At 38.2% G+C, this 23798-nt stretch carries 25 protein-coding genes; 5 read left to right on the top strand and 20 right to left on the bottom strand.

The genetic code is table 11. From position 1 onward, the window contains the following. From adcAII to N5909_RS00320, 3 genes are all read right to left on the bottom strand, one after another. Positions 1-818 (bottom strand): zinc-binding lipoprotein AdcAII (adcAII, locus tag N5909_RS00330; protein WP_271630639.1); only part of this gene is annotated, 818 nt, incomplete at its 3' end. A 142-nt stretch (positions 819-960) separates the two neighbouring features. Continuing rightward, positions 961-2694, bottom strand: coding sequence for a phosphoenolpyruvate--protein phosphotransferase (gene ptsP, locus N5909_RS00325; RefSeq protein WP_033681828.1), 1734 nt, complete (start codon positions 2692-2694; stop codon positions 961-963). A gap of 5 nt (positions 2695-2699) precedes the next feature. Further along, positions 2700-2963, bottom strand: a complete 264-nt coding sequence (locus N5909_RS00320) for a phosphocarrier protein HPr (RefSeq protein WP_000146947.1) — start codon at positions 2961-2963, stop codon at positions 2700-2702. Between the two features lie 350 nt (positions 2964-3313). On the opposite strand from N5909_RS00320, the gene nrdH reads away from it, so the two are divergent. The 5 genes from nrdH (at position 3314) to N5909_RS00295 (ending at position 8464) form a co-directional block, all read left to right on the top strand. Beyond that, complete coding sequence (gene nrdH, locus N5909_RS00315; protein ID WP_033681829.1) at positions 3314-3532, top strand: glutaredoxin-like protein NrdH; 219 nt, start codon at positions 3314-3316, stop codon at positions 3530-3532. Positions 3533-3612: 80 nt separating this feature from the next. After that, positions 3613-5772 (top strand): class 1b ribonucleoside-diphosphate reductase subunit alpha, encoded by a 2160-nt coding sequence (nrdE, locus tag N5909_RS00310; RefSeq protein ID WP_033681830.1) that lies wholly within the window; start codon positions 3613-3615, stop codon positions 5770-5772. After that, a complete protein-coding gene (locus N5909_RS00305; protein ID WP_271630638.1) occupies positions 5772-6545 on the top strand; it encodes a hypothetical protein in 774 nt (257 codons plus the stop codon). Before nrdE ends, N5909_RS00305 begins: the two co-directional genes overlap by 1 nt. Before the next feature lie 46 nt (positions 6546-6591). Then, a complete protein-coding gene (gene nrdF, locus N5909_RS00300) occupies positions 6592-7554 on the top strand; it encodes a class 1b ribonucleoside-diphosphate reductase subunit beta (RefSeq protein WP_271630637.1) in 963 nt (320 codons plus the stop codon). A gap of 142 nt (positions 7555-7696) precedes the next feature. Continuing rightward, positions 7697-8464: a DeoR/GlpR family DNA-binding transcription regulator gene (locus N5909_RS00295; RefSeq protein WP_271630636.1), complete on the top strand. Its 768-nt coding sequence runs from the start codon at positions 7697-7699 to the stop codon at positions 8462-8464. A 104-nt stretch (positions 8465-8568) separates the two neighbouring features. On the opposite strand, the gene N5909_RS00290 is transcribed toward N5909_RS00295, so the two are convergent. The 17 genes from N5909_RS00290 to N5909_RS00210 all read right to left on the bottom strand — a co-directional run bounded on the left by N5909_RS00290 (position 8569) and on the right by N5909_RS00210 (position 23796). After that, entirely contained in the window at positions 8569-8826 is a 258-nt protein-coding gene (locus tag N5909_RS00290) for a DUF3884 family protein (protein ID WP_000471578.1), read from the bottom strand. 41 nt (positions 8827-8867) lie between these two features. Then, positions 8868-10274 carry a 6-phospho-beta-galactosidase gene (lacG, locus tag N5909_RS00285; protein WP_271630634.1) on the bottom strand — a complete coding sequence of 469 codons (1407 nt, stop codon included), beginning with the start codon at positions 10272-10274 and terminating at the stop codon, positions 8868-8870. Positions 10275-10487: 213 nt separating this feature from the next. Next, positions 10488-12179 carry a lactose-specific PTS transporter subunit EIIC gene (locus N5909_RS00280; RefSeq protein WP_054373818.1) on the bottom strand — a complete coding sequence of 564 codons (1692 nt, stop codon included), beginning with the start codon at positions 12177-12179 and terminating at the stop codon, positions 10488-10490. After that, positions 12179-12496: a PTS lactose/cellobiose transporter subunit IIA gene (locus N5909_RS00275; protein WP_049510514.1), complete on the bottom strand. Its 318-nt coding sequence runs from the start codon at positions 12494-12496 to the stop codon at positions 12179-12181. The genes N5909_RS00280 and N5909_RS00275 overlap by 1 nt, the downstream gene beginning before the upstream one ends. A 35-nt stretch (positions 12497-12531) precedes the next feature. After that, positions 12532-13368 carry a transcription antiterminator gene (locus N5909_RS00270; RefSeq protein WP_271630633.1) on the bottom strand — a complete coding sequence of 279 codons (837 nt, stop codon included), beginning with the start codon at positions 13366-13368 and terminating at the stop codon, positions 12532-12534. 233 nt (positions 13369-13601) lie between these two features. After that, positions 13602-14582, bottom strand: coding sequence for a tagatose-bisphosphate aldolase (gene lacD / locus N5909_RS00265; RefSeq protein WP_271630631.1), 981 nt, complete (start codon positions 14580-14582; stop codon positions 13602-13604). A gap of 1 nt (position 14583) precedes the next feature. Next, positions 14584-15513 (bottom strand): tagatose-6-phosphate kinase, encoded by a 930-nt coding sequence (locus tag N5909_RS00260; RefSeq protein WP_271630630.1) that lies wholly within the window; start codon positions 15511-15513, stop codon positions 14584-14586. 10 nt (positions 15514-15523) lie between these two features. Beyond that, positions 15524-16039 (bottom strand): galactose-6-phosphate isomerase subunit LacB, encoded by a 516-nt coding sequence (lacB, locus tag N5909_RS00255; RefSeq protein ID WP_001216913.1) that lies wholly within the window; start codon positions 16037-16039, stop codon positions 15524-15526. 30 nt (positions 16040-16069) lie between these two features. Continuing rightward, on the bottom strand, positions 16070-16495 hold the full coding sequence (lacA, locus tag N5909_RS00250) for a galactose-6-phosphate isomerase subunit LacA (protein WP_049551849.1): 426 nt from the start codon (positions 16493-16495) through the stop codon (positions 16070-16072). A gap of 285 nt (positions 16496-16780) precedes the next feature. Beyond that, complete coding sequence (locus tag N5909_RS00245; protein ID WP_271630629.1) at positions 16781-17677, bottom strand: aldose 1-epimerase family protein; 897 nt, start codon at positions 17675-17677, stop codon at positions 16781-16783. A 100-nt stretch (positions 17678-17777) separates the two neighbouring features. Beyond that, on the bottom strand, positions 17778-19253 hold the full coding sequence (locus tag N5909_RS00240) for a PTS galactitol transporter subunit IIC (protein ID WP_033681833.1): 1476 nt from the start codon (positions 19251-19253) through the stop codon (positions 17778-17780). 47 nt (positions 19254-19300) lie between these two features. Next, positions 19301-19606: a PTS sugar transporter subunit IIB gene (locus N5909_RS00235; protein WP_000590547.1), complete on the bottom strand. Its 306-nt coding sequence runs from the start codon at positions 19604-19606 to the stop codon at positions 19301-19303. 38 nt (positions 19607-19644) lie between these two features. Continuing rightward, positions 19645-20121, bottom strand: coding sequence for a PTS sugar transporter subunit IIA (locus tag N5909_RS00230; protein WP_004260657.1), 477 nt, complete (start codon positions 20119-20121; stop codon positions 19645-19647). 197 nt (positions 20122-20318) lie between these two features. After that, complete coding sequence (locus tag N5909_RS00225; RefSeq protein WP_000643965.1) at positions 20319-21008, bottom strand: sugar phosphate nucleotidyltransferase; 690 nt, start codon at positions 21006-21008, stop codon at positions 20319-20321. Between the two features lie 11 nt (positions 21009-21019). Then, a complete protein-coding gene (locus tag N5909_RS00220; protein ID WP_070843005.1) occupies positions 21020-21898 on the bottom strand; it encodes a DMT family transporter in 879 nt (292 codons plus the stop codon). Beyond that, positions 21888-22757, bottom strand: a complete 870-nt coding sequence (licA, locus tag N5909_RS00215; RefSeq protein WP_049491765.1) for a choline kinase LicA — start codon at positions 22755-22757, stop codon at positions 21888-21890. Before licA ends, N5909_RS00220 begins: the two co-directional genes overlap by 11 nt. A gap of 16 nt (positions 22758-22773) precedes the next feature. After that, a complete protein-coding gene (locus N5909_RS00210; protein WP_049488776.1) occupies positions 22774-23796 on the bottom strand; it encodes a ribitol-5-phosphate dehydrogenase in 1023 nt (340 codons plus the stop codon). Positions 23797-23798 lie beyond the last annotated feature (2 nt).

The following is a 23798-nucleotide window of genomic DNA, read 5'->3' as shown; positions in this document are numbered from 1 at the left end:
AGACCCACACCTGTTGATTTGACAAGAGTTTCAGCTACTTTCGAAGAAGCATTACTTTCTGTAAAAATCGTTTTAACCTTATAGGTTTTAACAAATTCCTGAATTTCTGTTAATTGTCTTGGACTTGGTTCTTGTTCTGGAGAGATACCTGCGATTCCAAGCTGATTGAGTCCAAATCGCTTAGCTAGATAAGAAAAGGCTGTATGTTGGGTTACAAATGTTTTCTGACTCGCTTTTTCAAATTTAGGTTGGAATTTCTTAGTCAATTCTTGAGCTTTTTTGATAAAGGCTTGCGCATTTTTCTGATAAGTTTCTTTGTGCTCACTATCAACCTCTGAAAGTTTATCAGCGATAATTTGCGCTTCTTCGCCAGCTTTTTCAGGATCTAGCCAAGTATGAGGGTCATAAAGCGTTTTTTCATCAACTCCATCACCGGCTTCCACATCTTCTAGACCAGGGACACGATCCAACGTCATTCCTTCTGAAGCCTCTAAAACCTTAACTTTGGATTTTTTGAGATTTGGATCCAGACTTCCTGCCCAAGATTCAAGTGTATGAGAATGGTAGACAAATACATCTGCATCATAGATGGCTGCGATATCATTTGCTGAAGGTTCAAAAGAATGAATTCCGCTACTTGACTGAATCATTCGAACATCATTCAAGTCACCAGATACTTCCTTGACCATGGCATAGATAGGATAAAAACTGGTCACGATTTTCATCCCTTTACCTGACTGGCTTTCCTTTTGGCCACAAGCAGCTAAACACAAAAGAAAGACACTTAACAACACTAAAAACAAATTTTGTTTCTTCATAAAAACTCCTTAACTAGTTATTTAACTAGTTAATATTCTACTCCAATTTTTTTTATTGTCAAGCATTTTATGAACTAGTTAATAGATTTTCTGATTTTAAACTATAAAAAGTCCTTGCAACTTAGTTGCAAGGACTTTTCGATTAATCAAAGTTAACGTATTCTTTTTGAAGTTCAAGAACTTCTTCCATTGTTGAACACTCTGTAAGGGCACGGTTAGCGTACTCTTCCATCTTAGCAGTGTCCAATTTCTTCATCAAGCTACGTGTACGAAGTACTGAAGTTGCTGACATAGAGAACTCATCTAAGCCCATTCCGACAAGAAGTGGAACAGCTTTTTGGTCACCAGCCATTTCACCACACATACCTGCCCATTTACCTTCAGCGTGAGCTGCCTTGATAACGTTGTTGATCAAGCGAAGGATTGATGGGTTATATGGTTGGTAAAGGTATGAAACTTGCTCGTTCATACGGTCTGCTGCCATTGTGTATTGGATCAAGTCGTTTGTACCAATTGAGAAGAAGTCAACTTCTTTAGCAAATTGGTCTGCAAGCATAGCTGCTGCAGGGATTTCAATCATGATACCAACTTGGATATCATCCGAAACTGCAACTCCTTCAGCAAGAAGGTTTGCTTTTTCTTCATCAAAGACTGCTTTAGCTGCACGGAATTCTTTCAAAAGGGCAACCATTGGGAACATGATACGCAATTGACCATGAACAGAAGCACGAAGAAGGGCACGGATTTGTGTACGGAACATTGCATCTCCAGTTTCAGAAATAGAGATACGAAGAGCACGGAATCCAAGGAATGGATTCATTTCGTGTGGCATATCGAAGTAAGGAAGTTCCTTATCTCCACCAATATCCATTGTACGAACAACCACTGGTTTACCATTCATTCCCTCAAGAACAGCCTTGTATGCTTCATACTGCTCATCTTCAGTTGGGAAATCTTGAGAATCCATGTACAAGAACTCTGTACGGTAAAGTCCAACAGCTTCTGCACCGTTGTTGTTAACACCTTCAACGTCTTTTGGAGTACCGATGTTAGCAGCCAACTCGAAGTGTTTACCGTCAGCAGTCACTGTTTGAGCATCTTTCAAAAGTGCCCATTCAGCTTTTTGTTTAGCATAAGCTTCACCAGCTGCTTTAAATTCAGCCGCTTGTTCATCTGTTGGGTTGATAATCACTTCACCAGTAATTCCGTTAACGGCAAGGATATCACCGTCTTTCACTACTTCAGTGATATTATTTGTTCCCAATACAGCTGCAATTTCAAGTGTACGTGCCATGATAGCTGAGTGGCTTGTACGTCCACCGATATTTGTTACAAAAGCTTTTACAAAGTTTTTGTCCAATTGAGCTGTATCAGATGGTGTCAAGTCATGCGCAATGACGATTACTTCTTCATTGATAGAAGCTGGGTTTGGCAATTTCTTACCAAGAAGGTTTGCCAATACACGTTTTGTCACGTCGCGGATATCCGCTGCACGTTCTTGCATATATGGGTTGTCTTCCATGCCTTCAAAGATAGTGATGAACATGTCAGTCACTTCTTTAAGACCTGCTTCAGCATTGACTTTCTTAGCACGGATTGTTTCTTTAATCTGACCAATCAATTCTGGGTCAGCAAGAACCATCAAATGAGCGTCAAAAACTTGAGCCGCTTCTTCACCAAGCGTACCTACAGCTTTCTCACGGATAAGAGAAAGCTCGTTTTGAGAAGCTTCAAGAGCTACATCCAAACGAGCCTCTTCTGCGTTTGTATCTTCGACTGGAACAGTCTCGAATGACAAATCCGGTTGAACGAGTAGATATGCTTTTGCAACTGCAACACCGTCAGATGCTGCGATTCCTTTAAGCATTTCTGTCATTTTCCTTATGCCAATCCTTCTTTTTCCATTGTTTCTGAGATTGCAGCGATAGCGTCATCTGCATCTGCACCTTCAGCTGAGATAGTCACGTCAGCACCTTGGCCAACACCAAGACTCATAACACCCATGATTGATTTAAGGTTAACTGATTTACCTTTGTACTCAAGAGTAATATCTGAAGCAAATTTGCTAGCAGTTTGTACCAACAATGTTGCTGGACGTGCGTGAATACCTGTTTCTGCCACTACGTGGAAATCTTTAGAAGCCATAGTTTGACTCTCCTTTTGTTCTTTCTTTTTTGAGTTATATGTGATAACCCTTACAATTTGGTATTATATCATCTTCTCGGATTTTTTTCAAGCATTTTATGGGATTTATTCGATTTCCTTTCAGATAACTTGCTGAAAATCTTCTATATTTATTGACAAAACACAGGATATAGTTTTCCAAAAAACTACTTGTAGGATTATCATCACTATTTCACAAAGCAAACACTACATATTGTGTTTTGTGAGCTCGAGCAGAAAAATAGACCACTATATTTAGTTTCAAATCATTGACAAAAATTTATTTTCTGATATACTAGGAAAGTAATCTATTTTGAAAGAGGAGTTACACAATGGTAACCGTTTATTCTAAAAACAACTGTGTCCAATGTAAAATGACCAAACGTTTCTTGGACAATAATAATGTCGCTTATCGCGAAATCAATCTCGATGAGCAACCTGAGTACATCGATCAAGTTAAAGAGCTCGGTTTCAGCGCAGCTCCTGTTATCCAAACACCAACTGAAGTCTTTTCAGGTTTCCAACCAGGAAAATTGAAACAATTAGCATAATCTTAGTACATCATCCAGAAGAAACTGCTTCTAGGGCTAACTTAGAAGCCTTTCTTTTGTAATTAGATAAGGGAAATTTTATGGGATTAAAACATCTTGAGGACGTGACTTACTTCCGTCTCAATAACGAAATCAACCGTCCTGTCAATGGACAAATCATGCTTCATAAAGATAAGGAAGCCTTGGATGCCTTCTTTAAAGAAAATGTAGTTCCAAACACTATGATTTTTGATTCAATCAAAGATAAAATCAACTACCTCATTGAACACAACTATATCGAAACAGCCTTTATCAAGAAATACCGTCCAGAATTCTTGGAAGAATTGTCTCAATTTATTAAAGAACAAAACTTCCAATTCAAGTCTTTCATGGCTGCCTATAAGTTTTACAATCAATATGCCTTGAAGACAAACGACGGTGAATATTATCTTGAAAGCATGGAAGACCGTGTCTTCTTTAACGCCCTTTATTTCGCTGATGGCAATGAAGCTGTTGCAATCGATATTGCCAATGAAATCATCCACCAACGCTACCAACCTGCTACTCCTTCCTTCTTGAATGCTGGACGTGCTCGTCGTGGAGAATTGGTATCATGTTTCCTGATCCAAGTAACTGATGATATGAACTCTATCGGACGTTCTATCAACTCAGCTCTTCAACTTTCACGTATCGGTGGCGGTGTGGGAATTTCCCTCAGCAACCTTCGTGAAGCTGGAGCTCCTATCAAAGGCTATGAAGGAGCCGCTTCTGGTGTCGTTCCAGTTATGAAACTTTTCGAAGATAGCTTCTCTTACTCAAACCAATTGGGTCAACGTCAAGGTGCTGGTGTTGTCTACCTAAACGTCTTCCACCCAGATATTATCGCCTTCCTTTCAACTAAGAAAGAAAACGCCGATGAAAAAGTTCGTGTCAAGACCCTTTCGCTTGGTGTCGTGGTACCAGATAAATTCTACGAATTGGCGCGTAAAAATGAAGAAATGTACCTCTTCAGCCCATACTCTGTAGAGCTTGAATACGGTGTGCCATTTAACTACATCGACATCACTGAAAAATACGATGAGCTAGTCGCAAATCCAAATATCCGTAAGACAAAAATCAAGGCGCGTGATTTGGAAACTGAAATCTCTAAATTGCAACAAGAATCTGGCTACCCTTATGTAGTCAACATTGATACGGCTAACCGTGCAAATCCAGTTGATGGTAAGATTATTATGAGTAACTTGTGTTCTGAGATTCTTCAAGTTCAAGAACCAAGCTTGATCAACGATGCTCAAGAATTCCTTCAAATGGGGACGGACGTTTCATGTAACCTTGGTTCAACCAACGTGGTTAACATGATGACTTCCCCTGACTTTGGTCGTTCTATCCGTGCTATGGTTCGTGCCCTTACTTTCGTTACAGATAGTTCACACATCGTAGCTGTGCCTACTATCGACTATGGAAATAGCCAAGCTCATACCTTTGGTCTTGGTGCTATGGGACTTCACAGCTACCTTGCCCAACAATTGATTGAATATGGATCGCCTGAGTCTGTTGAATTTACAAGCATCTACTTCATGCTCATGAACTACTGGACCTTGGTTGAGTCAAACAATATAGCGCGTGAACGTGGTATTACCTTCCATAACTTTGAAAAATCAGACTATGCTAACGGAAGCTACTTTGACAAGTATCTGACTGGCGAGTTTGTTCCAAAATCAGACCGTGTTAAAGAACTCTTCAAAGATGTCTTTATTCCGAGTGCTGCTGACTGGGCTGAACTTCGTGACAAGGTTCAAGCAGATGGTCTTTACCACCAAAATCGTCTTGCTGTAGCACCGAATGGTTCTATCAGCTATATCAACGATGTTTCTGCTTCTATCCACCCGATTACGCAACGTATCGAAGAACGTCAAGAAAAGAAAATCGGTAAAATCTACTATCCTGCTGCTGGCTTGTCAACAGAAACCATTCCTTACTACACTTCTGCTTATGACATGGATATGCGTAAGGTGATTGATGTTTACGCGGCTGCAACTGAACACGTAGACCAAGGACTTTCACTCACCCTCTTCATGCGTAGTGACATTCCAAAAGGTCTTTACGAATGGAAGAAAGAGAACAAACAAACGACACGTGACTTGTCTATCCTTCGTAACTATGCCTTTAACAAGGGTATCAAGTCTATCTACTACGTCCGTACCTTTACAGATGATGGTGGAGAAGTCGGTGCTAACCAATGTGAAAGCTGTGTGATTTAATGGAAATAAAGAAAAAAATAATTCAATATTTTCTATTTTATGCATTAGCAATTCTTGGTTATTTATTTGGTTTTTTATCAATATTAAATCTGAATTTTGATTCCAATTCCACTATATTCATAGCTTTCGCATCATTCGTTCTCCTTCTCACTAATACTGATATATATAAATTGATTTTAAACTATAAAAAAGTTGAAATTTTTGATGAACTTAATATCAAAAAGTACATCAATACTTTAAAATGGGTCTATTTGTACTCTACTTTTTATGGTTCGATTATCAAATCTGTAAACGAAATAAATCTTTTTTATACGAATCTAAGTTTCGAAAATATTATTACAAATCTAGAATTATTTTCCCTAACTGTTATGCTGCCATTCGTAATGCTACTTTTAATAATAGGTATTATTAAAAGAATAAATTACTTAATAATGTCAAAGGAGCATAAAATCCGAATGTTTATAAAAACATTACTACTAGGTACTCGCATTGAATTACGTAATATTGTTGTAAGAGAAGATTATGGTTATATACTAAAAAATGCTGAGCAAGACTTAAGGAAAAAGCTAAACATAGATTCAATCCATCTAGCACCTGTTTCCAATCAGGATATTAGTATTTATTCAATTAACACAGATTCATATATCTTGACTGTTCAAACAAAATATATAGATACTATAGAGGAAGAGTCGCTAACTATTGAATCCCTTTTATTAAAAATTCAAATAGATTTTGAAAATAATAGGATAAATCATGTTAAATTTTTTAACTAATAAATGACCATCATTCTTTACTATCAATTTAAGAAAGAGATTTCAAATGGAAACTTACTACAAAGCCATTAACTGGAATGCCATCGAAGATGTCATCGACAAATCAACTTGGGAAAAACTGACGGAGCAATTCTGGCTTGATACACGTATTCCCTTGTCAAATGACTTGGATGACTGGAGAAAGCTATCAAGTGTAGAAAAAGACTTGGTTGGCAAAGTCTTTGGTGGTTTAACCCTTCTAGACACTATGCAATCCGAAACTGGGGTTCAAGCCCTTCGCGCAGACATCCGTACACCACATGAGGAAGCTGTTTTCAATAACATCCAATTTATGGAATCTGTCCACGCTAAATCTTACTCATCAATCTTTTCTACCTTGAATACTAAGGCTGAGATTGAAGAAATTTTCGAATGGACCAATACCAATCCTTATCTGCAAAAGAAGGCTGAGATTGTCAACGAAATCTACCTAAACGGTAGCGCACTTGAAAAGAAAGTTGCCAGCGTCTTCCTTGAAACCTTCCTCTTCTACTCAGGTTTCTTCACTCCCCTCTACTATCTTGGTAACAACAAACTAGCCAATGTTGCGGAAATCATTAAATTAATTATTCGTGATGAATCTGTTCACGGAACCTACATTGGTTACAAATTCCAACTTGGTTTCAATGAATTGCCTGAAGAAGAGCAAGAAAAACTCAAAGAATGGATGTACGACCTGCTCTACACTCTCTACGAGAACGAAGAAGGTTATACAGAAAGCCTCTATGACGGTGTTGGTTGGACGGAAGAAGTCAAGACCTTCCTTCGCTACAATGCTAACAAGGCACTCATGAACTTGGGACAAGATCCACTCTTCCCAGACTCAGCAGATGATGTCAACCCAATCGTTATGAACGGTATTTCAACAGGAACATCCAACCACGACTTCTTCTCTCAAGTCGGAAATGGTTACCTCCTTGGTGAAGTTGAAGCCATGCAAGACGATGACTACAATTACGGTTTGGACTAATTCACTTATCCCAGAACTGATAACAAATATCATGGTTTGTTTAAAACAACCATGATATTTTTGTTTTTGTTTTCTTTTGTTTTTTAAATTGATTGATTGAATACTTTATGATAAAATAGTAATAGAAATAGAGGTGATAACGATGCTAAAGCAGGAAAAACTAGATAATATTCTAGAAACGGTAAATACAAAAGGAACTATTACTGTAAAAGAAATCATGACTCGCTTGGATGTATCAGATATGACTGCTAGACGCTACTTGCAAGAGTTAGCTGACAAGGATTTACTTGTTCGTGTGCACGGGGGAGCTGAGAAAATTCGCACAGGTTCTATTTTAAACAATGAACGTTCTAATATTGAAAAACAAAGCTTACAGATTGCAGAAAAACAAGAAATCAGCCGTTTTGCAGGCCATTTAATTGATGAGGGTGAAACTATTTTTATCGGCCCTGGTACGACCTTAGAATCTTTTGCCCGTGAACTACCAATTGATAATATTCGTGTTGTAACAAACAGTTTACCAGTCTTTCTCATCCTAAACGAACGAAAACTAACAGATTTGATTTTAATTGGTGGAAACTATCGCTCTATCACTGGAGCCTTTGTCGGAACACTAACCTTGCAAAACTTGGCCAATTTACAATTTTCTAAAGCCTTCGTTAGCTGTAATGGTATTAAGGACAATTCGATTGCGACCTTTAGTGAAGAGGAAGGTGAATCTCAACGCATCGCCCTCAATAATTCCAATAAGAAATACTTACTAGCTGACAATAGTAAGTTCAACAAATTTGATTTCTATACCTTCTACAATATCTCTGATATTGATACCATCGTTTCAGATTCTAAACTGAGCAAAGAAACCTTTGAACAACTTTCAAAACAAACAAAAATTATTCTTTCTAAAGCATAAAACTGAGGATTGATAAAATATAAAATGCGTCATATCAAGAAAATAAAAATCTTGATATGACGCATTTTTTGATGAAGATTTTTACAAAGAGTTTCCTAGATTCTTTATGATTGTTGAAACGGCATAAAATCTGAATCAAAGGAGATATTATCCCGTTCTTCAGGACTGATAAAGTTTAAAAAGATATTTTTAAATTCTTCCAGCTCATAGTCTGAATGGCAAATCCATTCTTTACCGGTAGAGACATACCATTTCCCAAGTTTTTTCAGCTCCTCATTCGTCAAACAAGGTATTTGAGAACATTTATCAAAATTGATGATATAAACTTTTTCATAAATAGATTGGATAAAATCTTTAAACATCTTTTGCCTCACTAGAATTCTATGTCTAATTACTAATTCTACTAGTCTATAATCTGACTTTCTGCTACTTTCTTGTACCAATGAGCTGATTTCTTAGGATAACGTTCTTGAGTTTCAAAGTCTACATAGAAGAGACCGTAGCGTTTTTCATAACCATTTGACCATGAGAAGACATCCATTAATGACCAAATGAAGTAACCTTTTACATTAGCACCATCAGCAATCGCATCAGATAAGACCTCTAAGTGTTGTTTGACATAATCAATACGGCCATCATCATAAACAGTATTGTCTACAAACTCATCTTTATATCCAAGTCCATTTTCAGTGATGTAAATCTTCTTATAGTTCGGATAATCTTTCTTCACGCGCATGATTTGGTCATACAAACCTTGAGGGTATATAATCCAATCCCAATCCGTACGTGGTACATAGTCAGGAGCTACACGACGACCAACACCTTTGATTTGGTATTTAGAGCTTCCTTTTTCACCCTTACCATTATGGATGATTTCAGTTTCTCCATCAAAGGCTTCCATCCAGTCACTCATATAGTAATTAATTCCAAGGAAGTCATTCAAGTCTTTTGCGGCTTCTAATACTTCGAAATCTTCTTCACGAAGATCCAAACTACCACCATTGGCAGCCAAGATAGCCTCTACCCCTGCCAGAGTCTTTTCAGAGTAGTGACCCAGATAAGTTGCATCCAAGATAAATTTGTTATGGATAATGTCCTCCAACTCTGCCGCAATAACATCTGCAGGATTTTCAGGATCAAGTGGGTACTTGGTTGGGAGAGCGTGCACGACACCAATTTCCCCTTTATAGCCTTTATCTTTATATAGCTTGACTGCACGCGCATGAGAAACCATCATATTGTGGTGCGATTGGAAAACTTTGGCCAGGTCGTACTGAATACCTGGAGGGAATTTCCCAACCAAGTATTGACCATCACCAATTGGCCCAATTTCATTAAAGGTTGTCCAATAGTTTACTTCTGGGAATTCTTCAAAACAGAAGGCAGCGTAGTCTACAAAGTGTTCGATATTTTCACGGTTTAAGAAGTCGCCATTTGAATGTAGAGCTTCTGGCGTATCAAAGTGATGAAGAGTTACAAAGGGCTCAACATGACGTTTGTGGCACTCTGCAAATAAATTATGATAAAACTCGACACCTTTCTGATTTACTTGACCGTAACCGGTTGGGAAAATACGTGACCAAGCAATGGAAATTCGAATACCATTGACACCATACTCTTCTGCTAGCTTGAGGTCAACTGGATATCGATTGTAAAAATCACTGGCTGGTTCTGCAGTGTACCAGTAATTAGCTTCAAGATATTTATCCCACGCTACTGGTCCTTTACCATCAGTATGTGTAGCACCTTCTGCTTGATAGGCAGCTGTTGCGCCACCAAAAATAAAGTCTTTTGGTAATGTTTTTGTCATTTTTTCACCTATTTCTTGATTTAAATAAAGTAAAAATGAGAGGAGAGGAGTCAGTGAGCCATCCTTCTCCATCTCACTTCTTGTACCGAGTCACCAAATTGTGACATGAGGAGGTAAAAACGATATCTTTTTACCAACGAATTAACAAGGCAATTAGGAAATTCGCCATAGCGATTTCCGTAACGATAGGAGACTGTTTTATAATCCCTATCGTTAATCGAATTGAGCTTGTACAAATGCAAGAGCACCTTTTCCATCACGAGTTAATTTGATGTATTGAGCTCCCTCTGTTTTCGCAAGTTTAATATCGAGTTTATCTGTTTCTGCTTTCATGTCTTCAAAGTTTGAAGCAACTTGAGGGGCTAGGATAACCAAATCAAACTCTGGTAACATTTCACGGTGAGCACCATAACCACCTGCTGCTGCTTTCACAGGAACGTTGTACTCTGCTGCTGCCTTATTCAAAGCATTTGCAAGGAGTCCACTTGTCCCTCCACCTGCACAGAGAACGAGGACATTTGTTTCTTCAGTGATGGTATTTTGTGCTGTTTCTACACCAGCTTTTTCAAGAATAGCATCTGCTTTTGCAGTGTTGAAGTTCGCAGCAACTTTTTCTTTCAATTCATCATTAGACTTACCTGAACGTTCTTCTTCAAGAATTTGTTCATCATAGACTTTAAGGAATGGATAGTAAATGACTACATCAACCACGATTAGAAGGGCAGCAAGAATGAATGATAGAACTTGGAAGTTAGTACCAAGAACTAGACCTAGTGGAGCTGGGGTTGTCCATGGTAGATTAGCAGTAAATGAATTCATTCCAAGAGTTTCAATGAAGAATTTAAAGATCCAAACGTTTGCGATAGGAGCAAAAATAAATGGAATGAAGAAGATTGGATTCAATACAAGCGGTGCACCAAACAAGATTGGTTCATTTACACCAAAGAATGTTGGAACTACTGAAGCACGACCGATGGCACGGTTACGTTTTGATTTTGTTAACCACATGAACATGAATGGAACAACCAGTGTCGCACCAGTACCACCCATGGTAACGATAAACATTTGTGTACCAGAAGTAAGAATCTTGTCAGCGTGCATACCTTGTTGGAGAAGGTTCAAGTTGACTTCGGCATTTGCATAGGTAATAGCTGCGATAGCAGGTTCAACAATAGATGGACCATGGATACCAACAAACCAGAAGAAGGCAAAGGCACCAAAGATAATGGTAATACCAAGATAGCCATCAGCTGCAGAGAATAATGGTGCAAAGAATTTACCGATTGATTCAGCTACGCTTGCACCAACAAAGTGACGAGCTAGTAAATCAAGAGCATAAAGTGAAACAACTGATAGAGTGAATGGAATCACATCTTTAAAGACTTGTGAGATATTTGGTGGAACTTCGTCAGGCATACGAATAGTGACGTTGTTCTTAACACAAACCTTATAGATTGCTACAGTAACAAAGGCAGCAAGGAAGGCTGAAAGCAAACCTTTTGTCCCCAAGAATCCAGTAGCAAGACCATTTTCGATAGGATCAGCTGCCAACATCAACAAACCAACAATCGCTGCTAACAGTGTTGACATATAGTTGATTTGATTGGTTTTCTCCATGCTTCGATTGACTGAGTCGGTCAATGACTTAGCTGTTGTACCAGCTACCAAGAGAGCCAGAATACCCATAGAATAGCTATAAGGTTTCATCAGAAATGCTACAACTTCATCAGACCATTTAAAGCCCCATGAGTTTGGTACAAAGGCGATTAAGATAAAGATACTTGAGAAGAGAATAACAGGCATACCTGCAATGAAACCATCACGAATAGCACGAAGATAGATATTACGAGATAGTTTCTCAAAGAAAGGTTTTCCTTTCTCAATAAATGCAATTAGTTTATTCATTATTTAACTCCTCTCTTGTACAGTTCAATTAAATGATGCATCAAATCTTTTAACAAAATAGTTGTCATCAAGTGGTCTTGGCCATGCATCATGGTTACACTATAAGCTAAGTCCTCACCTGAAGCTTCCTTGGTCAATAGACTTGTTTGAGCGTGGTGAGCTTCAGCAATGCAAGAACCAGCTTCCTCAACTAATCTGTCCGCTTTCGCAAAATCACCAGCTTCAGCAGCCTTTAAAGCTTCCAATAGTTTTGAACGAGCATCGCCAGCATAGGCTACGATTTCAAAACCTAACAATGTTACTTCTTCTCTATTCATGATAGAATTCTCCTTATATAGTTTTAAATAAATTTTTATGACAATAAACGTTGGATATGTAGAACTAGATAAACTCGTTCACTTTTATACAAATCAAGACCCGTATGTTGCGTAATCACATCATAGATCTTGGAACCAATCTCGAAGGCTTTTGGATAGGATTGTTTAATATGATCTTCCATATCCAGAAGTGATTGGTTATCATCTCTAGATCTGTCTAAATAATCCAAGAAATAATTCAGATGAATCATAAAACGATCATAGAAATGGTTATTCTCTTTGGTTCGTTGAATTGCATAGTCCGTTAAAACTTCTTCAACATTCCTGAGAATTTCTTTCCTCTTATCAATCGACTCCACAAGTTCCACTTCATTTTCACCTTCGGCATTAATGAAATGATAAGCAATCCGAATAATTTCGTCCTCAGGAAAATGATCTGCTAGCTTCTGACAGTAAATTTCAAAAGCTTCATTTGCGATTTGAAAAGCGACAGGATACTTGGCAGAAATATCTGGCAAATTACTATCCTTGTACCTTCCTTGTGCTAGAGCTTGGTAAGAACAGTAAATATGATCTGTCAAGGTTACGTAGAGATACTCTTGAATCGGATAATGATATTTCTTTGATAGTTTATCAATGATTTCATAAGTCACTGTGATAAAATCAAGCGGAACATCTTTGAGAAGAGCCATAAAGTTTTCTCTGGACTCTTCGGTCTTCATCCGAAAGATTTTCTCAACCTGCTGTTCAGCAATCAAATCCCCCTTCTTCTTTCCAAATGCAATCCCCTTACCAATCACAATCACTTCTTCTCCTTTATCGTTTCTGACAAGCGAGACATTGTGATTCATTGGATTTAGAATTCGATACATGTCAACCTCCTTTTATATCTTAAAGGTATATTAGTACAAAAAATGACCACAAATGAACTAGAAAATCAGCCGATTTCTAATTCACCTGTGATCATGCCTAATATTACTTAGTAACACTCACCTTGTATTAACTTGTGATTTAAGTATATCACAAGAAAGTTTTTTTGTAAACCTTTACATACAACTTTTTTTAAAATATTTTTGATTAGCGTATCTAAACCATTGGGAGTTTCTTACACGCGTTCAGTCCATGAAGTAGCAGTTTTTTGAAGAACCTTATTCAATTCATCAATGTTTTCAAATCCTGTTGTACGTAGCCATTCACGTGCTGCTGCTTCACCATCTTTGATGTAAGCTTCAACTGAACCAGCCCAAGTAGCGCGTCCACAAAGAACTCCGTTAAAGTTTGCTCCTGATTCATGGGCAAATACAAGAGTATCTTGGAAGAGTTTAGCTGATACACCAGCACTCAAGTAGATGTATGGCAAGTTAGTTGCTTCATCTTGGGCTTTAAAGAATGCTGCTGCCTCTTCACGAGTATGGACAATTTCACCATCTCCAAATCCTTCAACATATTTCACATTTACAGGAACTTCCACTTTCAAGACATCAATGTTGAAGCGTGGGTCTGAGAAGACTTTCATAGCACCAATAACTTTGTGTGGTTTTACTTTCGCGTATTCTGCAGAACCTGCATCAGCAATCTTTTCATCGTAAGCTAAAATTTCAAGGAAGAATGGAATATCTTCAGCCACACACTCTGAACCAATACGTTCGATGTATGCTTGTTTTTCTTGGTTAAGTTCATCTGAACTATCTACATCATAGTAAAGCAAGAACTTGACTGCATCAGCACCTTGTTCTTTAATACGTTTTGCAGACCAAACATCCAAGCAGTCTGGCAAGCGTTTTGTACTTGTTGTGTCATAACCTGTTTTTTCATAAGCAAGGAGAAGACCAGCTTTTTCATCAAGAGCTTTAGTCGCTGGAAGTCCATACTCAGGATCAAGAAGCATTGATGAAGCGTATTTAGTCAATTCATCTGCTACCAAGACTTTCAGTTCTTCCATTTGAGCTACAGTTGGTTCTTCTGTTTGGTGTTGAGCCATGAGGCGTTTCAAAGCACCACGTTGGTCAAATGCAAGAGCTGAGATGATTCCATTTTCATCAGAAAGTTTTTCTAAGCGTGCACGTTTTTGTTCTGTTAAAGCCATTTTATACCTCTTTTACTATTAATTGATCATATAGAGCTTGATAATTGGCCATGTTGATATGACCAGTCATTTTTTCTTGAGCATTGAGCATACCAAGGACGTTTGCCTTGATGAGTAATTCTGCATCCGATTCTTTATGAAGAAGGCCTGAAGAAATTCCTGCCACAGTAGAGTCTCCAGAGCCAACAGGGTTGACTACCTGAATTCTAGGAATATCTACCTTGTAGAAAGTGTCACCATGTTTGGCAAAAGCACCGTTGGCACCAAGTGAAACGATAATCCATTCAATCCCTGCAAACAAAGATTTTTGAAGAACTTCTTTTAATTCATCCAAATCCTCAGAAACTTCTCTTCCTAGAAGCTGAGACAATTCCTCATTATTTGGTTTGATGACTGTCGGTTTATGTGGTGATTCAAGAACCGCCTGAAGAGCTGCACCAGAGCAGTCCAAGACAACAGGCTTGCAAGCTTGATTAGCAAGTTCTACCAAGCTCGCATAGTAATCAATTGGAAGGCCAGCTGGCAGACTACCTGAGATGGCTACTACTTCAACTGAACCCAAGAGTTTTTTGAAATGTTCCAAAAAGTCTTGACCTTCCGGTTCCAATACTTCAGGTCCTTTTTCAAGAACTTCTGTTTGGTTGTCTCCATGGAGAATAGCGATACAGTTACGAGTTTCTCCCTGAATTGAGAAGAAATCTTTCTTTACCTGATCATCGATATTTTCAACCAAAAACTCACCAAGTTTACCACCAACTAAACCAGTAGCAAGAACAGAATCCCCAAATTCTGAAAGTACTCGGGTAACATTGAGTCCCTTACCACCAGCCGTTTTGGTTACATCCACCACACGATTGACAGTATCAATCTTCAACTCATCCAAAGGATAGGAAATATCAATGGATGGGTTCATTGTGACTGTTAAAATCATAGGTCACCTCTTAGTCGTGGTATTCTCCGCGATCCCATTTTTCAAGGAATTCAGTGAAGAAGTTTGCGTCTGTTTGTTGAGCATTGTGACTTTCAACGTGTTCAATTTTCGCAATCAATTTCTTGTTTTCTTCAGATGGTTTGTATTCAGCATGGATGAAAGCTTCGATGATGTCACACATGAGCAATTCACCAGTAATCTTACCACCAAAACCGATAACGTTAGCGTTCAATTGCTCTTTAGCATAAAGAGCTGTTGTCATATCACGAACCAAGGCAGAACGAACACCTGGAACTTTATTTACAGCGTTATTGATACCAACACCAGTACCACAGATACATACCCCAAGATCAGCTTGACCGCTAGTTACGGCTTCACCAACTTTTTTACCAAAGATTGGGTAGTGAGTACGTGTATGGTCATATGTACCAAAGTCAATGACTTCATATCCTTTTGATTTCAAAAATTCTGAAACCGCCATTTTTTCATCTGTTACGATGTGGTCACATCCAATTGCAATTCTCATTTTTAACTTACCTTTCTTACTGTAATCTAATTAGCACATTTTGTTCAACATGTCGACACGAATTTGGTGACGTCCACCATCGTATTTACCGTTAACAAATCCTTTAGCGATATTTTTAGCCAATTCATCACCAACAAGTTGTGCACCCATAGTGATCATACGTGAGTTGTTGTGACCACGAGTCATATAAGCTGAACGTTCGTCAGATACCTCTGCAGCAACCATTCCTTTGATCTTAGTTGCAACCATAAATGGACCAGCCCCATAAGCATCAATCACGATACCAAGGTTTTGTTCTTCTTTGTTTACTTCTGCAGCAACAGCAAGAGTCACATCAACAAAGTCTTGACCATCAGCTGTAACATCCACAACGTGGAAGTTCTCTTTTTCCAAGAAGTCTTTCACAACTTCTTTCAATCTCAAACCTGCAGCATCTGCACCGATAACAATAGACATATTGTATACTCCTTTTTATTTTTCTAGGCTAGTAAAACCTTTTATAGTTAGCAGTTTACCTACAAAAAGTTTTCTAGCAGTTTATTGACAAATTGGATTGAATGAGATGAATGACACCTTATTCAAGTTTAGGAAACCAGTTTCCTAGAAATAATCTTTCTCCACAAAAGAGAATATAACAAGCGATTATTTGTTTGTTACAAACATCATTTGTTGCTTACAAACATAATATACTCCTATTTCCTAAAAAAGTCAACAGTTAGTGTTTGTTTTTGTGTTTTTTAACTAAAAAATTTCGATATCAAAACCAATTTGATCCACTTGACCAGGTTCTAGGAGACGAACATTCTTCTTATCTTCTAGATGATCTCCTTCTTCAAGTGATGTTGACAAGCCAGACCAAGGTTCAAAAGCAATGAAAGGTCCCTTATTCAAAGTTGACCAAATAATAAGGTTTGGAAACTCTTCAAAGTGCACTTTCAATCCCTTATCATGTTTACGAGAACGAAGGGCAATTGTTCTAGATTGCAATTCATCTAAGGTGACTGCATCCGTGCTGAAAAGATCATAACTAAGATTTATTTCTTTTTGCGCCTCTAGCCATGGACTTCTATCTTGAAAATCCAGCATACCCGTTTTTGGAAAAGGACGTGGAACAGAGCAAGTCTCTTCCTTCTCAAACTCTAAATAGTAATCTTCATAGACTTCATCATCCAGTAAGGGACAATTAAAGCCTGGATGACCACCAATAAAGTAAGGCATGACCTTGCTAGTTTCTTTATTGAAAATTTTGTATTGAGTCCGTACTGTCTTTCCTGTAAGGATATAAGTGATTTCTAGGCGGAAATGATAGGGGTAGTTCTGATAGCTATTCTCATCGTCTTCAATTGCAAAAGTAACACTCTTATCTGTCTGTTCAACTAATTCAAATTCTTTCTTGCGAACCAAACCATGACGAGGAATCTTTCCTTTACTTTCTTGTCCATTATCATCTATATAAAGTGCTGTATCCTCTCTCAATGAACCACAAATGGGAAAGAGAACAGGAGCTTGTCCACTCCAATAAGTAGCATCCCCTTGCCACAAATACTCCAGTCCCTCAGCATCTTTTATAGAAGAAAGAGCCCCACCAAAACTGTTAAATTGAACCCTTAATTGTTCTGATTTTAATTCAATTACCATTATTTTCTCCGATTTCTTGATAGTTTATAAAAAAACTAGGCTGTCACTCCTAGAACGTATGACAACCTAGTTTCAACAATTTACATTTTATAGGAGCGCATTATTTTGCTTTTGCTGCGTACTCTTCGTTACGTTTGATCATTTGTTTTCTGTACCATGCAAAGATACCGATATAGAATACAAGGAAGACTACAGCACCAAGGATTGCTTTGATATCACCAGTTGTAGTGTTACCAATTGTCCAACCAAGAAGTTTTTCGATTGGTCCTTCAAGAGTTGAGTGAGTGATCAATTGAGTTTGGCTCACACCTTCTGGGAAGGCACCTACACCTTTAGCAAGTTCTGTTGCAAATGGTGCGATAAGTGTACCTGAAAGAAGGAAGAGTGGCAACAAGAGTGTTCCGAAGATAATCATGCGGAGCAATTTACCACGTGTTACAACCAAGAGAGCTGGAGTAACACCCATAGCGATGATACCTGCAAGTGGCAAGATACCATTTCCTACTTTTGAAAGAAGCACAGCTTCAATCAACATGATTGGTGCAAGTACGTTTGCACAAGCCCAGATTTCAGCACGACCAGCGATGAATGGCCAGTCTAGACCGATGTTAAACTTACGTCCTTCCAAACGTTTAGTAGCAACGTTTGTAATACCTTGTGAAAGTGGTTCTACGGCAGCAATGAACCATGAACCGATAAGTGAGAAGAGTTCCAAAGCTACACCGGCTGTCAAACCAAGAGACAACCAACCTTTAATAACAAGTTCCCATGAAGATGCATCTTCTACTCCAGCAACTGGATGTGGAGTTCCCATCAAACCAATAACGATACCAAGAATGAAACCGATGAAGAATTTAGATCCCCAGAAACCAATTTTCTTGTTCAATTTTGCAGCGTCAAAGTCATATTTATCAAGACCTGGCAAAACTTTATCAAAAATCTTATCCAAGACCATGATAACTGGGTTCATCATGTAGTTCATGTGAGTTGAAGTCATTGGTGATGAACTTGGTGCGTTAAGAAGGTCGTCGAATGTTGGTTTCATCAAATCAGAGTTGATGATCTTCAAAATACCTACAAGTACAACTGCTGCTGTCGCGATGAAGAGTGAAACCCCTTGGCTTACACCATTGTTGTCTGCATACCATTTGATCAAAAGACCAGTGATTGACAAGTGCCAGATATCGAAGATATCGACATCAAGTGTGTCTGTTTTCTTCATTGCAAGCATCACAACGTTGACAATCAACATTACAAGCAAGAAGTAAAGTGTCCAAGCAGATCCCCAAGTGATGGTAGCAAGTGGCGCCCAACCAACGTCGGTGATGTTCAATTGAATACCAGTGTTTTCAACGAATTTCGCAAGTGATGCTGAGAAAGCTCCGTTGAGCATACCGATGATAGCACCGATACCAGTAAGGGCGATGGCGAGCTTGATACCACCTTCAAGCGCTTTGGAGAATTTCACTCCAAAAAGTAGGGCCAACACTGTCAAAATGATCAGCATGATGATAGGGCCACCCATAGCCAAGATAGGTTTAAAGATATCGTTGGCCAGATTGATAATGACATCCATAATAGTTCCTCCCTTTTTATAGTTATATGAATGTTAACAAATTAAAATTAGCTTAATCCGTGTTCTTTGATAGCTGCTTCAATATTGTCAAATACTGGAGCACTCATTGCTGGGATACGGAATAAGATTGGTCCAGCTTCGATAACTGGAATACCTGGGTCAAAACCAAGATCTGTCGCAGCAATTGGTGTGAAGATGTCATAACCTTTGATAAGGTCTTCATTAACGTCTTTGACCATTACCGCATCACAGTGAACATCGAAACCGCGGTTTGAAAGTTCTTCTTCAAGAGCACTTTTAATTTGGTGGCTTGAGTTAACACCTGCACCGCAGGCAGCAAGAATTTTAATCATATGGATTTCCTCCGATTTAATATTTTTAATAGACAAGATTAAGCAATTGCTTCAGCAATATAAGCATAGATGGCTTCTGGTTCAGAAATTTTTGATAGGTCTTCAAGATGACCATTTCCAGTAAAGAAGTCCATCAACTGAGCAAGAATGTTCGTTTGGCTTGAACTTGAGTTATTAATGATAAAGAAGAGTAAGGATACTTCTACTTCCTTATCTGGCGCAATCATATTGTGGAAAGTCACTGGTTTTTCTAATCGAACGACCACAACTTTTTCGGCTAGATTATGAACAATATCTGTGTGAGGAATAGCCACATTCGGCAAATCCTTACCCAAAAATTCCATATCTAAGCCAGTTGGAAATGACTTTTCACGCGTGATCAAGGCTTCACGATAAGTTGGAGTTACGATTTCACGTTCTTCCAATAAAGTTGCAACCTGATCAAAGAGATGTTCTTGATTATCCGCTTCTAAGCAAAACACAAGGTTTTTGTCAAAGAAATGATCTAATCCCATAAGGTTTTCCCTTCTTTCCATTAACTTTATGCTATAAGTATAACACTATATGAAATCGTTGTCAATGTTTTTCTGTTGTTTTTTGTTCATTTTTTGTTTTTTTTATATTTAACAACCACATTTCAAACAGTTATTAAAAATAACAAACTAAAGTGAAGTAAAAAACATCCGACTATTTCAGTCAGATGTTGGAATCTTTAATTTTCGTTTTTAAGAATTTCTTCCAATTTATGATAATCTTGGACACTATCGATTTCATAGATGCTGTTGCCTTCTAATTCTTCAACATAGACATCTAGTTCTTTGATATTATCCTTAACCATATTATCCCAATAGAGGTCAACAAATTCACCACTTGCATAAGCCTTGTCGATAAAGCTGACAATCTTTTCTGCAGTTGGAGCATCCCAGAAGGATACACCACTCAGGATACGACCAGCTTTGCTATCAACAATAATGTCTTGAACCTTGTAGTCATCTCCATAGACCAAGAACCATTCGTTGGTACAATCTTCACGATAAACACTAAAATAAGTAGAACGTGTCAAATCATTGCGGAACATATTTTTAAAGAGATAATTATCGGCATCGATAACGTAACTGTTAGCTAATTCTTCTTTTACAAGATAGAGAGAGTAAAAGTTATTGTAGTCAGCGTATTTATCATTGAAAACGAGGCGAACACCATATTTTTCTTTTAAGTAATCAAATTGTTCTTTAAGGTAACCAACGATAATGATGATGTCGTTAATTCCTTTCTCTTTGAGAAACTCAATTTGGTATTCAATCAAGGGTTTTTGATTAACCTGAACCAAGGCTTTAGGGGTATTTTCAGTCATAGGACGCAAGCGAGTTCCCAATCCCGCTGCTAAGATGATGGCTTTCACACGAATCTCCTTTATTCTTTAATAATAATATAAACTCCAGCAATGACGACAAGTGACGTAATAATTGTCAGCATATCTAACGGTGCACCCAAGAAAACAACTGCAAACAAGACAGTCCATACTACATAGCTCACGTTCAAGCCTGTAGCCTTGGCTGGTTGCAAGCGATTGATAGCGATATAATAAGCCAAGTAAGAAATCATATCAAAGGCTGCAAAGACAATCATAAGACCTAACAATTGTCCATTGGCCACTTCTGCAAATGACTGATGAGAGAAGAGCACAATCACAAGATAGGACAAGAATGAAGTCACTTGACGGATTAAGAGGGCTTCGATTTCACTCAATTCACTTTCCATAGCAAAGGAGCTGAGAACACTCTCACTTCCCCATGCAATAGCACAAACTAAAGCACAGAGAATCCCAATATAGAAGGAATTGACCTGTTCAACCTTATAGGTCTGGGCAATAATCCCTGCAATAATCAAGATAATCCCAAACACAGTATTTTTCGAAATCTTGTGCTTCAAGAAGAAGAAAGCCAATAAAACTGAAATCGCAGGGTAAATAGCTGATACAGATGAAGCTAAAGAACTTCCGATATACTTAACTGCATAAAGATTGGCCTGCATACCGATAGGGCCTGCTAGTAAGGCTCCGATGATAACACTAACATTGCGAATATTTAAGAAAATTGAGAGACGAACTTTTCCTTCTTTTACCAAGAGAAAAGCTAGTAAGATAAAGATACTCAAGAAATCATGAGCAGCGGCTACCACAAAGGGTGACAAATCTGTAAAAATCGAAAAGATATAAGCACTGATCGTTAGACCTAACCCCCAGAAAATACCTGAGAGTAGACCAAAAGAAACTCCATTTTTATTTTTCATCAGAACCTCCATAATAAGCTAGACCTTTAACAGCTCTTTGATAACGATTCACACCATAATCACCAAAATCTGCGCCTTGCTCTTCCTTATAGACTGTCCATAGACTCCAAATGGTATCTTGTAAAATTTTATAAATAGCAATCTTTTCACGAGAGACAGGTGTTTGGTCACTCTCATAGTGAGATAAGAAAGCTTCTTCCTCTTGGGGAGTGAATTCAGATTCTAAAAAGAGGGCAGCCAAATCCCACATTGGATCATTCATTGATGAATATTCCCAGTCAATCAGATAAAGTCGTCCTTGAGGTGATTCGATAAAGTTTTCAGGCACCAAATCGATATGACAAGATTTTCTGTCAACACCTAAGTCAGCCAGTCTTTTCTCTAAAGAGAAGACTTCTTCTCTAACTGCTTCATAGTTGGCATAAGGGATTTTCTCTTCAATCAAGGATTCGTATTTTTTGATTTCTTCAAACGGAGCAAATTCTCCTCTTAATTCCTTGCCAGAAGCATGAATAGTTTGTAATATTGGAGCAATTTTATCAAATTTGGTCTTGATTGACGTTGAATCAAGCGTAATCGCAGATTCAATATACTCATTTACTTTGATACCAGCTTCAATATCAAAAAGATAATTTTTGACATCTAGGTCTAAATCTTTAAGTAGTTCAAGATTGTACTTTTCATCTTGACGATTGATCAGCTTTTCAGTCCCTTTACCAAAGAACTTAACGATGTACTGCTTATTTGTTGTTTTGGCCAAATAGTTTTGATTGGTCATTCCCCCCAGTTGTTCAACACTGAGGACTTCCTCTTCTTGACTAAGTAAGGAAGAAATTTTTTCTTTAATGATTTTCTCCACAATTAACCTCCAGCACCTATACTTCCCACTTAAACACTGTTTTAAAGGCTGTGTTTAAATCGGTCGCAAAGACACGGTGAATATCTTTAATTTCTCTTACAGGTTCTTCTAGATAAAGGATATTTTTAAGACGATTGGCAAATTTCTTGACTTCCATCATTTGGATTGCATTTTCAAAATCGATGCGACCAGAACGAGAGGAACCAACCAAGAGCAAACCTTTTTCTAACGCATCGCGTGTATTGAGATTGACTTTATACTCACTAACTCCCATCATGAGAATCGTTCCCTGAGGACGAATGTAGCGAATCAAGTCATTAATAGCTGGTCCAGTACCATCACCACCACAACACTCAAAAGCATGGTCAAAGGCCAAATCTTCAGGAATATTATCAGTAATATAGCATTCTTTGGCAAATGAGAAAAGTTCCAATTTTTCCCAATGACGACCAATAACCACGATCTCTGCTTCTGGCAAAGTATAGTTGATAATATTGGCAACCACAAAAGCTAAACTTCCATCTCCGATAACGGCGATTCGGTCCCGCTTGCTATGAGCAAGTGTCAATAAGCGATTCATAGCATGCATACCGACACTGACAAACTCTGTAATGGCTGCAACCGTATCTTCGATAGCATCATAAGGCACCACACGATCTTTAGGGAGAGAAACAAATTCTCTCATAAAGCCATCAAAGCCACTAGACAAGAAATGAGTCCCTATCATGTAGTTTTCATAGAATTCTTCATCACTCTGCATAGGAGGCTGATTAGGAATCATGACAACTTTTTGACCAACCTCGTAGGTTCCTGTCGGGTCAGAAATAACGGTTCCACATGACTCGTGAATCATTGCCATTGGAAGTTTTTTATTCAAAATCTTCGGATCACGTTTTCCTTGGTAGTAACGCTGATCCGCATGACAGACCGCCATATAATTAGGGCGGATGAGGATATGATTCTCTTGGTCAATAGCCTCTTCCTGATATTTGACATTGATAAACTTAGGCTTTGTTAGTTGGTAAATTTGATTAATCATTT

The organism is Streptococcus gwangjuensis, from assembly GCF_028156745.1.
In the GTDB taxonomy this organism is placed as follows: domain Bacteria; phylum Bacillota; class Bacilli; order Lactobacillales; family Streptococcaceae; genus Streptococcus; species Streptococcus gwangjuense_A.
The sequence above is the reverse complement of the archived record's forward strand: the minus strand, read 5'-3'. Positions and strand labels throughout refer to the sequence as shown.

What these genes read in the sequence shown, in the direction of transcription:
- ptsP (WP_033681828.1), bottom strand. Translation starts at nt 2,694, where the DNA reads ATGACAGAAATGCTTAAAGGAATCGCAGCATCTGACGGTGTTGCAGTT.
- N5909_RS00320 (WP_000146947.1), bottom strand. Translation starts at nt 2,963, where the DNA reads ATGGCTTCTAAAGATTTCCACGTAGTGGCAGAAACAGGTATTCACGCA.
- nrdH (WP_033681829.1), top strand. Translation starts at nt 3,314, where the DNA reads ATGGTAACCGTTTATTCTAAAAACAACTGTGTCCAATGTAAAATGACC.
- nrdE (WP_033681830.1), top strand. Translation starts at nt 3,613, where the DNA reads ATGGGATTAAAACATCTTGAGGACGTGACTTACTTCCGTCTCAATAAC.
- N5909_RS00305 (WP_271630638.1), top strand. Translation starts at nt 5,772, where the DNA reads ATGGAAATAAAGAAAAAAATAATTCAATATTTTCTATTTTATGCATTA.
- nrdF (WP_271630637.1), top strand. Translation starts at nt 6,592, where the DNA reads ATGGAAACTTACTACAAAGCCATTAACTGGAATGCCATCGAAGATGTC.
- N5909_RS00295 (WP_271630636.1), top strand. Translation starts at nt 7,697, where the DNA reads ATGCTAAAGCAGGAAAAACTAGATAATATTCTAGAAACGGTAAATACA.
- N5909_RS00290 (WP_000471578.1), bottom strand. Translation starts at nt 8,826, where the DNA reads ATGTTTAAAGATTTTATCCAATCTATTTATGAAAAAGTTTATATCATC.
- lacG (WP_271630634.1), bottom strand. Translation starts at nt 10,274, where the DNA reads ATGACAAAAACATTACCAAAAGACTTTATTTTTGGTGGCGCAACAGCT.
- N5909_RS00280 (WP_054373818.1), bottom strand. Translation starts at nt 12,179, where the DNA reads ATGAATAAACTAATTGCATTTATTGAGAAAGGAAAACCTTTCTTTGAG.
- N5909_RS00275 (WP_049510514.1), bottom strand. Translation starts at nt 12,496, where the DNA reads ATGAATAGAGAAGAAGTAACATTGTTAGGTTTTGAAATCGTAGCCTAT.
- N5909_RS00270 (WP_271630633.1), bottom strand. Translation starts at nt 13,368, where the DNA reads ATGTATCGAATTCTAAATCCAATGAATCACAATGTCTCGCTTGTCAGA.
- lacD (WP_271630631.1), bottom strand. Translation starts at nt 14,582, where the DNA reads ATGGCTTTAACAGAACAAAAACGTGCACGCTTAGAAAAACTTTCTGAT.
- N5909_RS00260 (WP_271630630.1), bottom strand. Translation starts at nt 15,513, where the DNA reads ATGATTTTAACAGTCACAATGAACCCATCCATTGATATTTCCTATCCT.
- lacB (WP_001216913.1), bottom strand. Translation starts at nt 16,039, where the DNA reads ATGAGAATTGCAATTGGATGTGACCACATCGTAACAGATGAAAAAATG.
- lacA (WP_049551849.1), bottom strand. Translation starts at nt 16,495, where the DNA reads ATGTCTATTGTTATCGGTGCAGATGCTGCAGGTTTGAGATTGAAAGAA.
- N5909_RS00245 (WP_271630629.1), bottom strand. Translation starts at nt 17,677, where the DNA reads ATGGTAATTGAATTAAAATCAGAACAATTAAGGGTTCAATTTAACAGT.
- N5909_RS00240 (WP_033681833.1), bottom strand. Translation starts at nt 19,253, where the DNA reads ATGGATGTCATTATCAATCTGGCCAACGATATCTTTAAACCTATCTTG.
- N5909_RS00235 (WP_000590547.1), bottom strand. Translation starts at nt 19,606, where the DNA reads ATGATTAAAATTCTTGCTGCCTGCGGTGCAGGTGTTAACTCAAGCCAC.
- N5909_RS00230 (WP_004260657.1), bottom strand. Translation starts at nt 20,121, where the DNA reads ATGGGATTAGATCATTTCTTTGACAAAAACCTTGTGTTTTGCTTAGAA.
- N5909_RS00220 (WP_070843005.1), bottom strand. Translation starts at nt 21,898, where the DNA reads ATGAAAAATAAAAATGGAGTTTCTTTTGGTCTACTCTCAGGTATTTTC.
- N5909_RS00210 (WP_049488776.1), bottom strand. Translation starts at nt 23,796, where the DNA reads ATGATTAATCAAATTTACCAACTAACAAAGCCTAAGTTTATCAATGTC.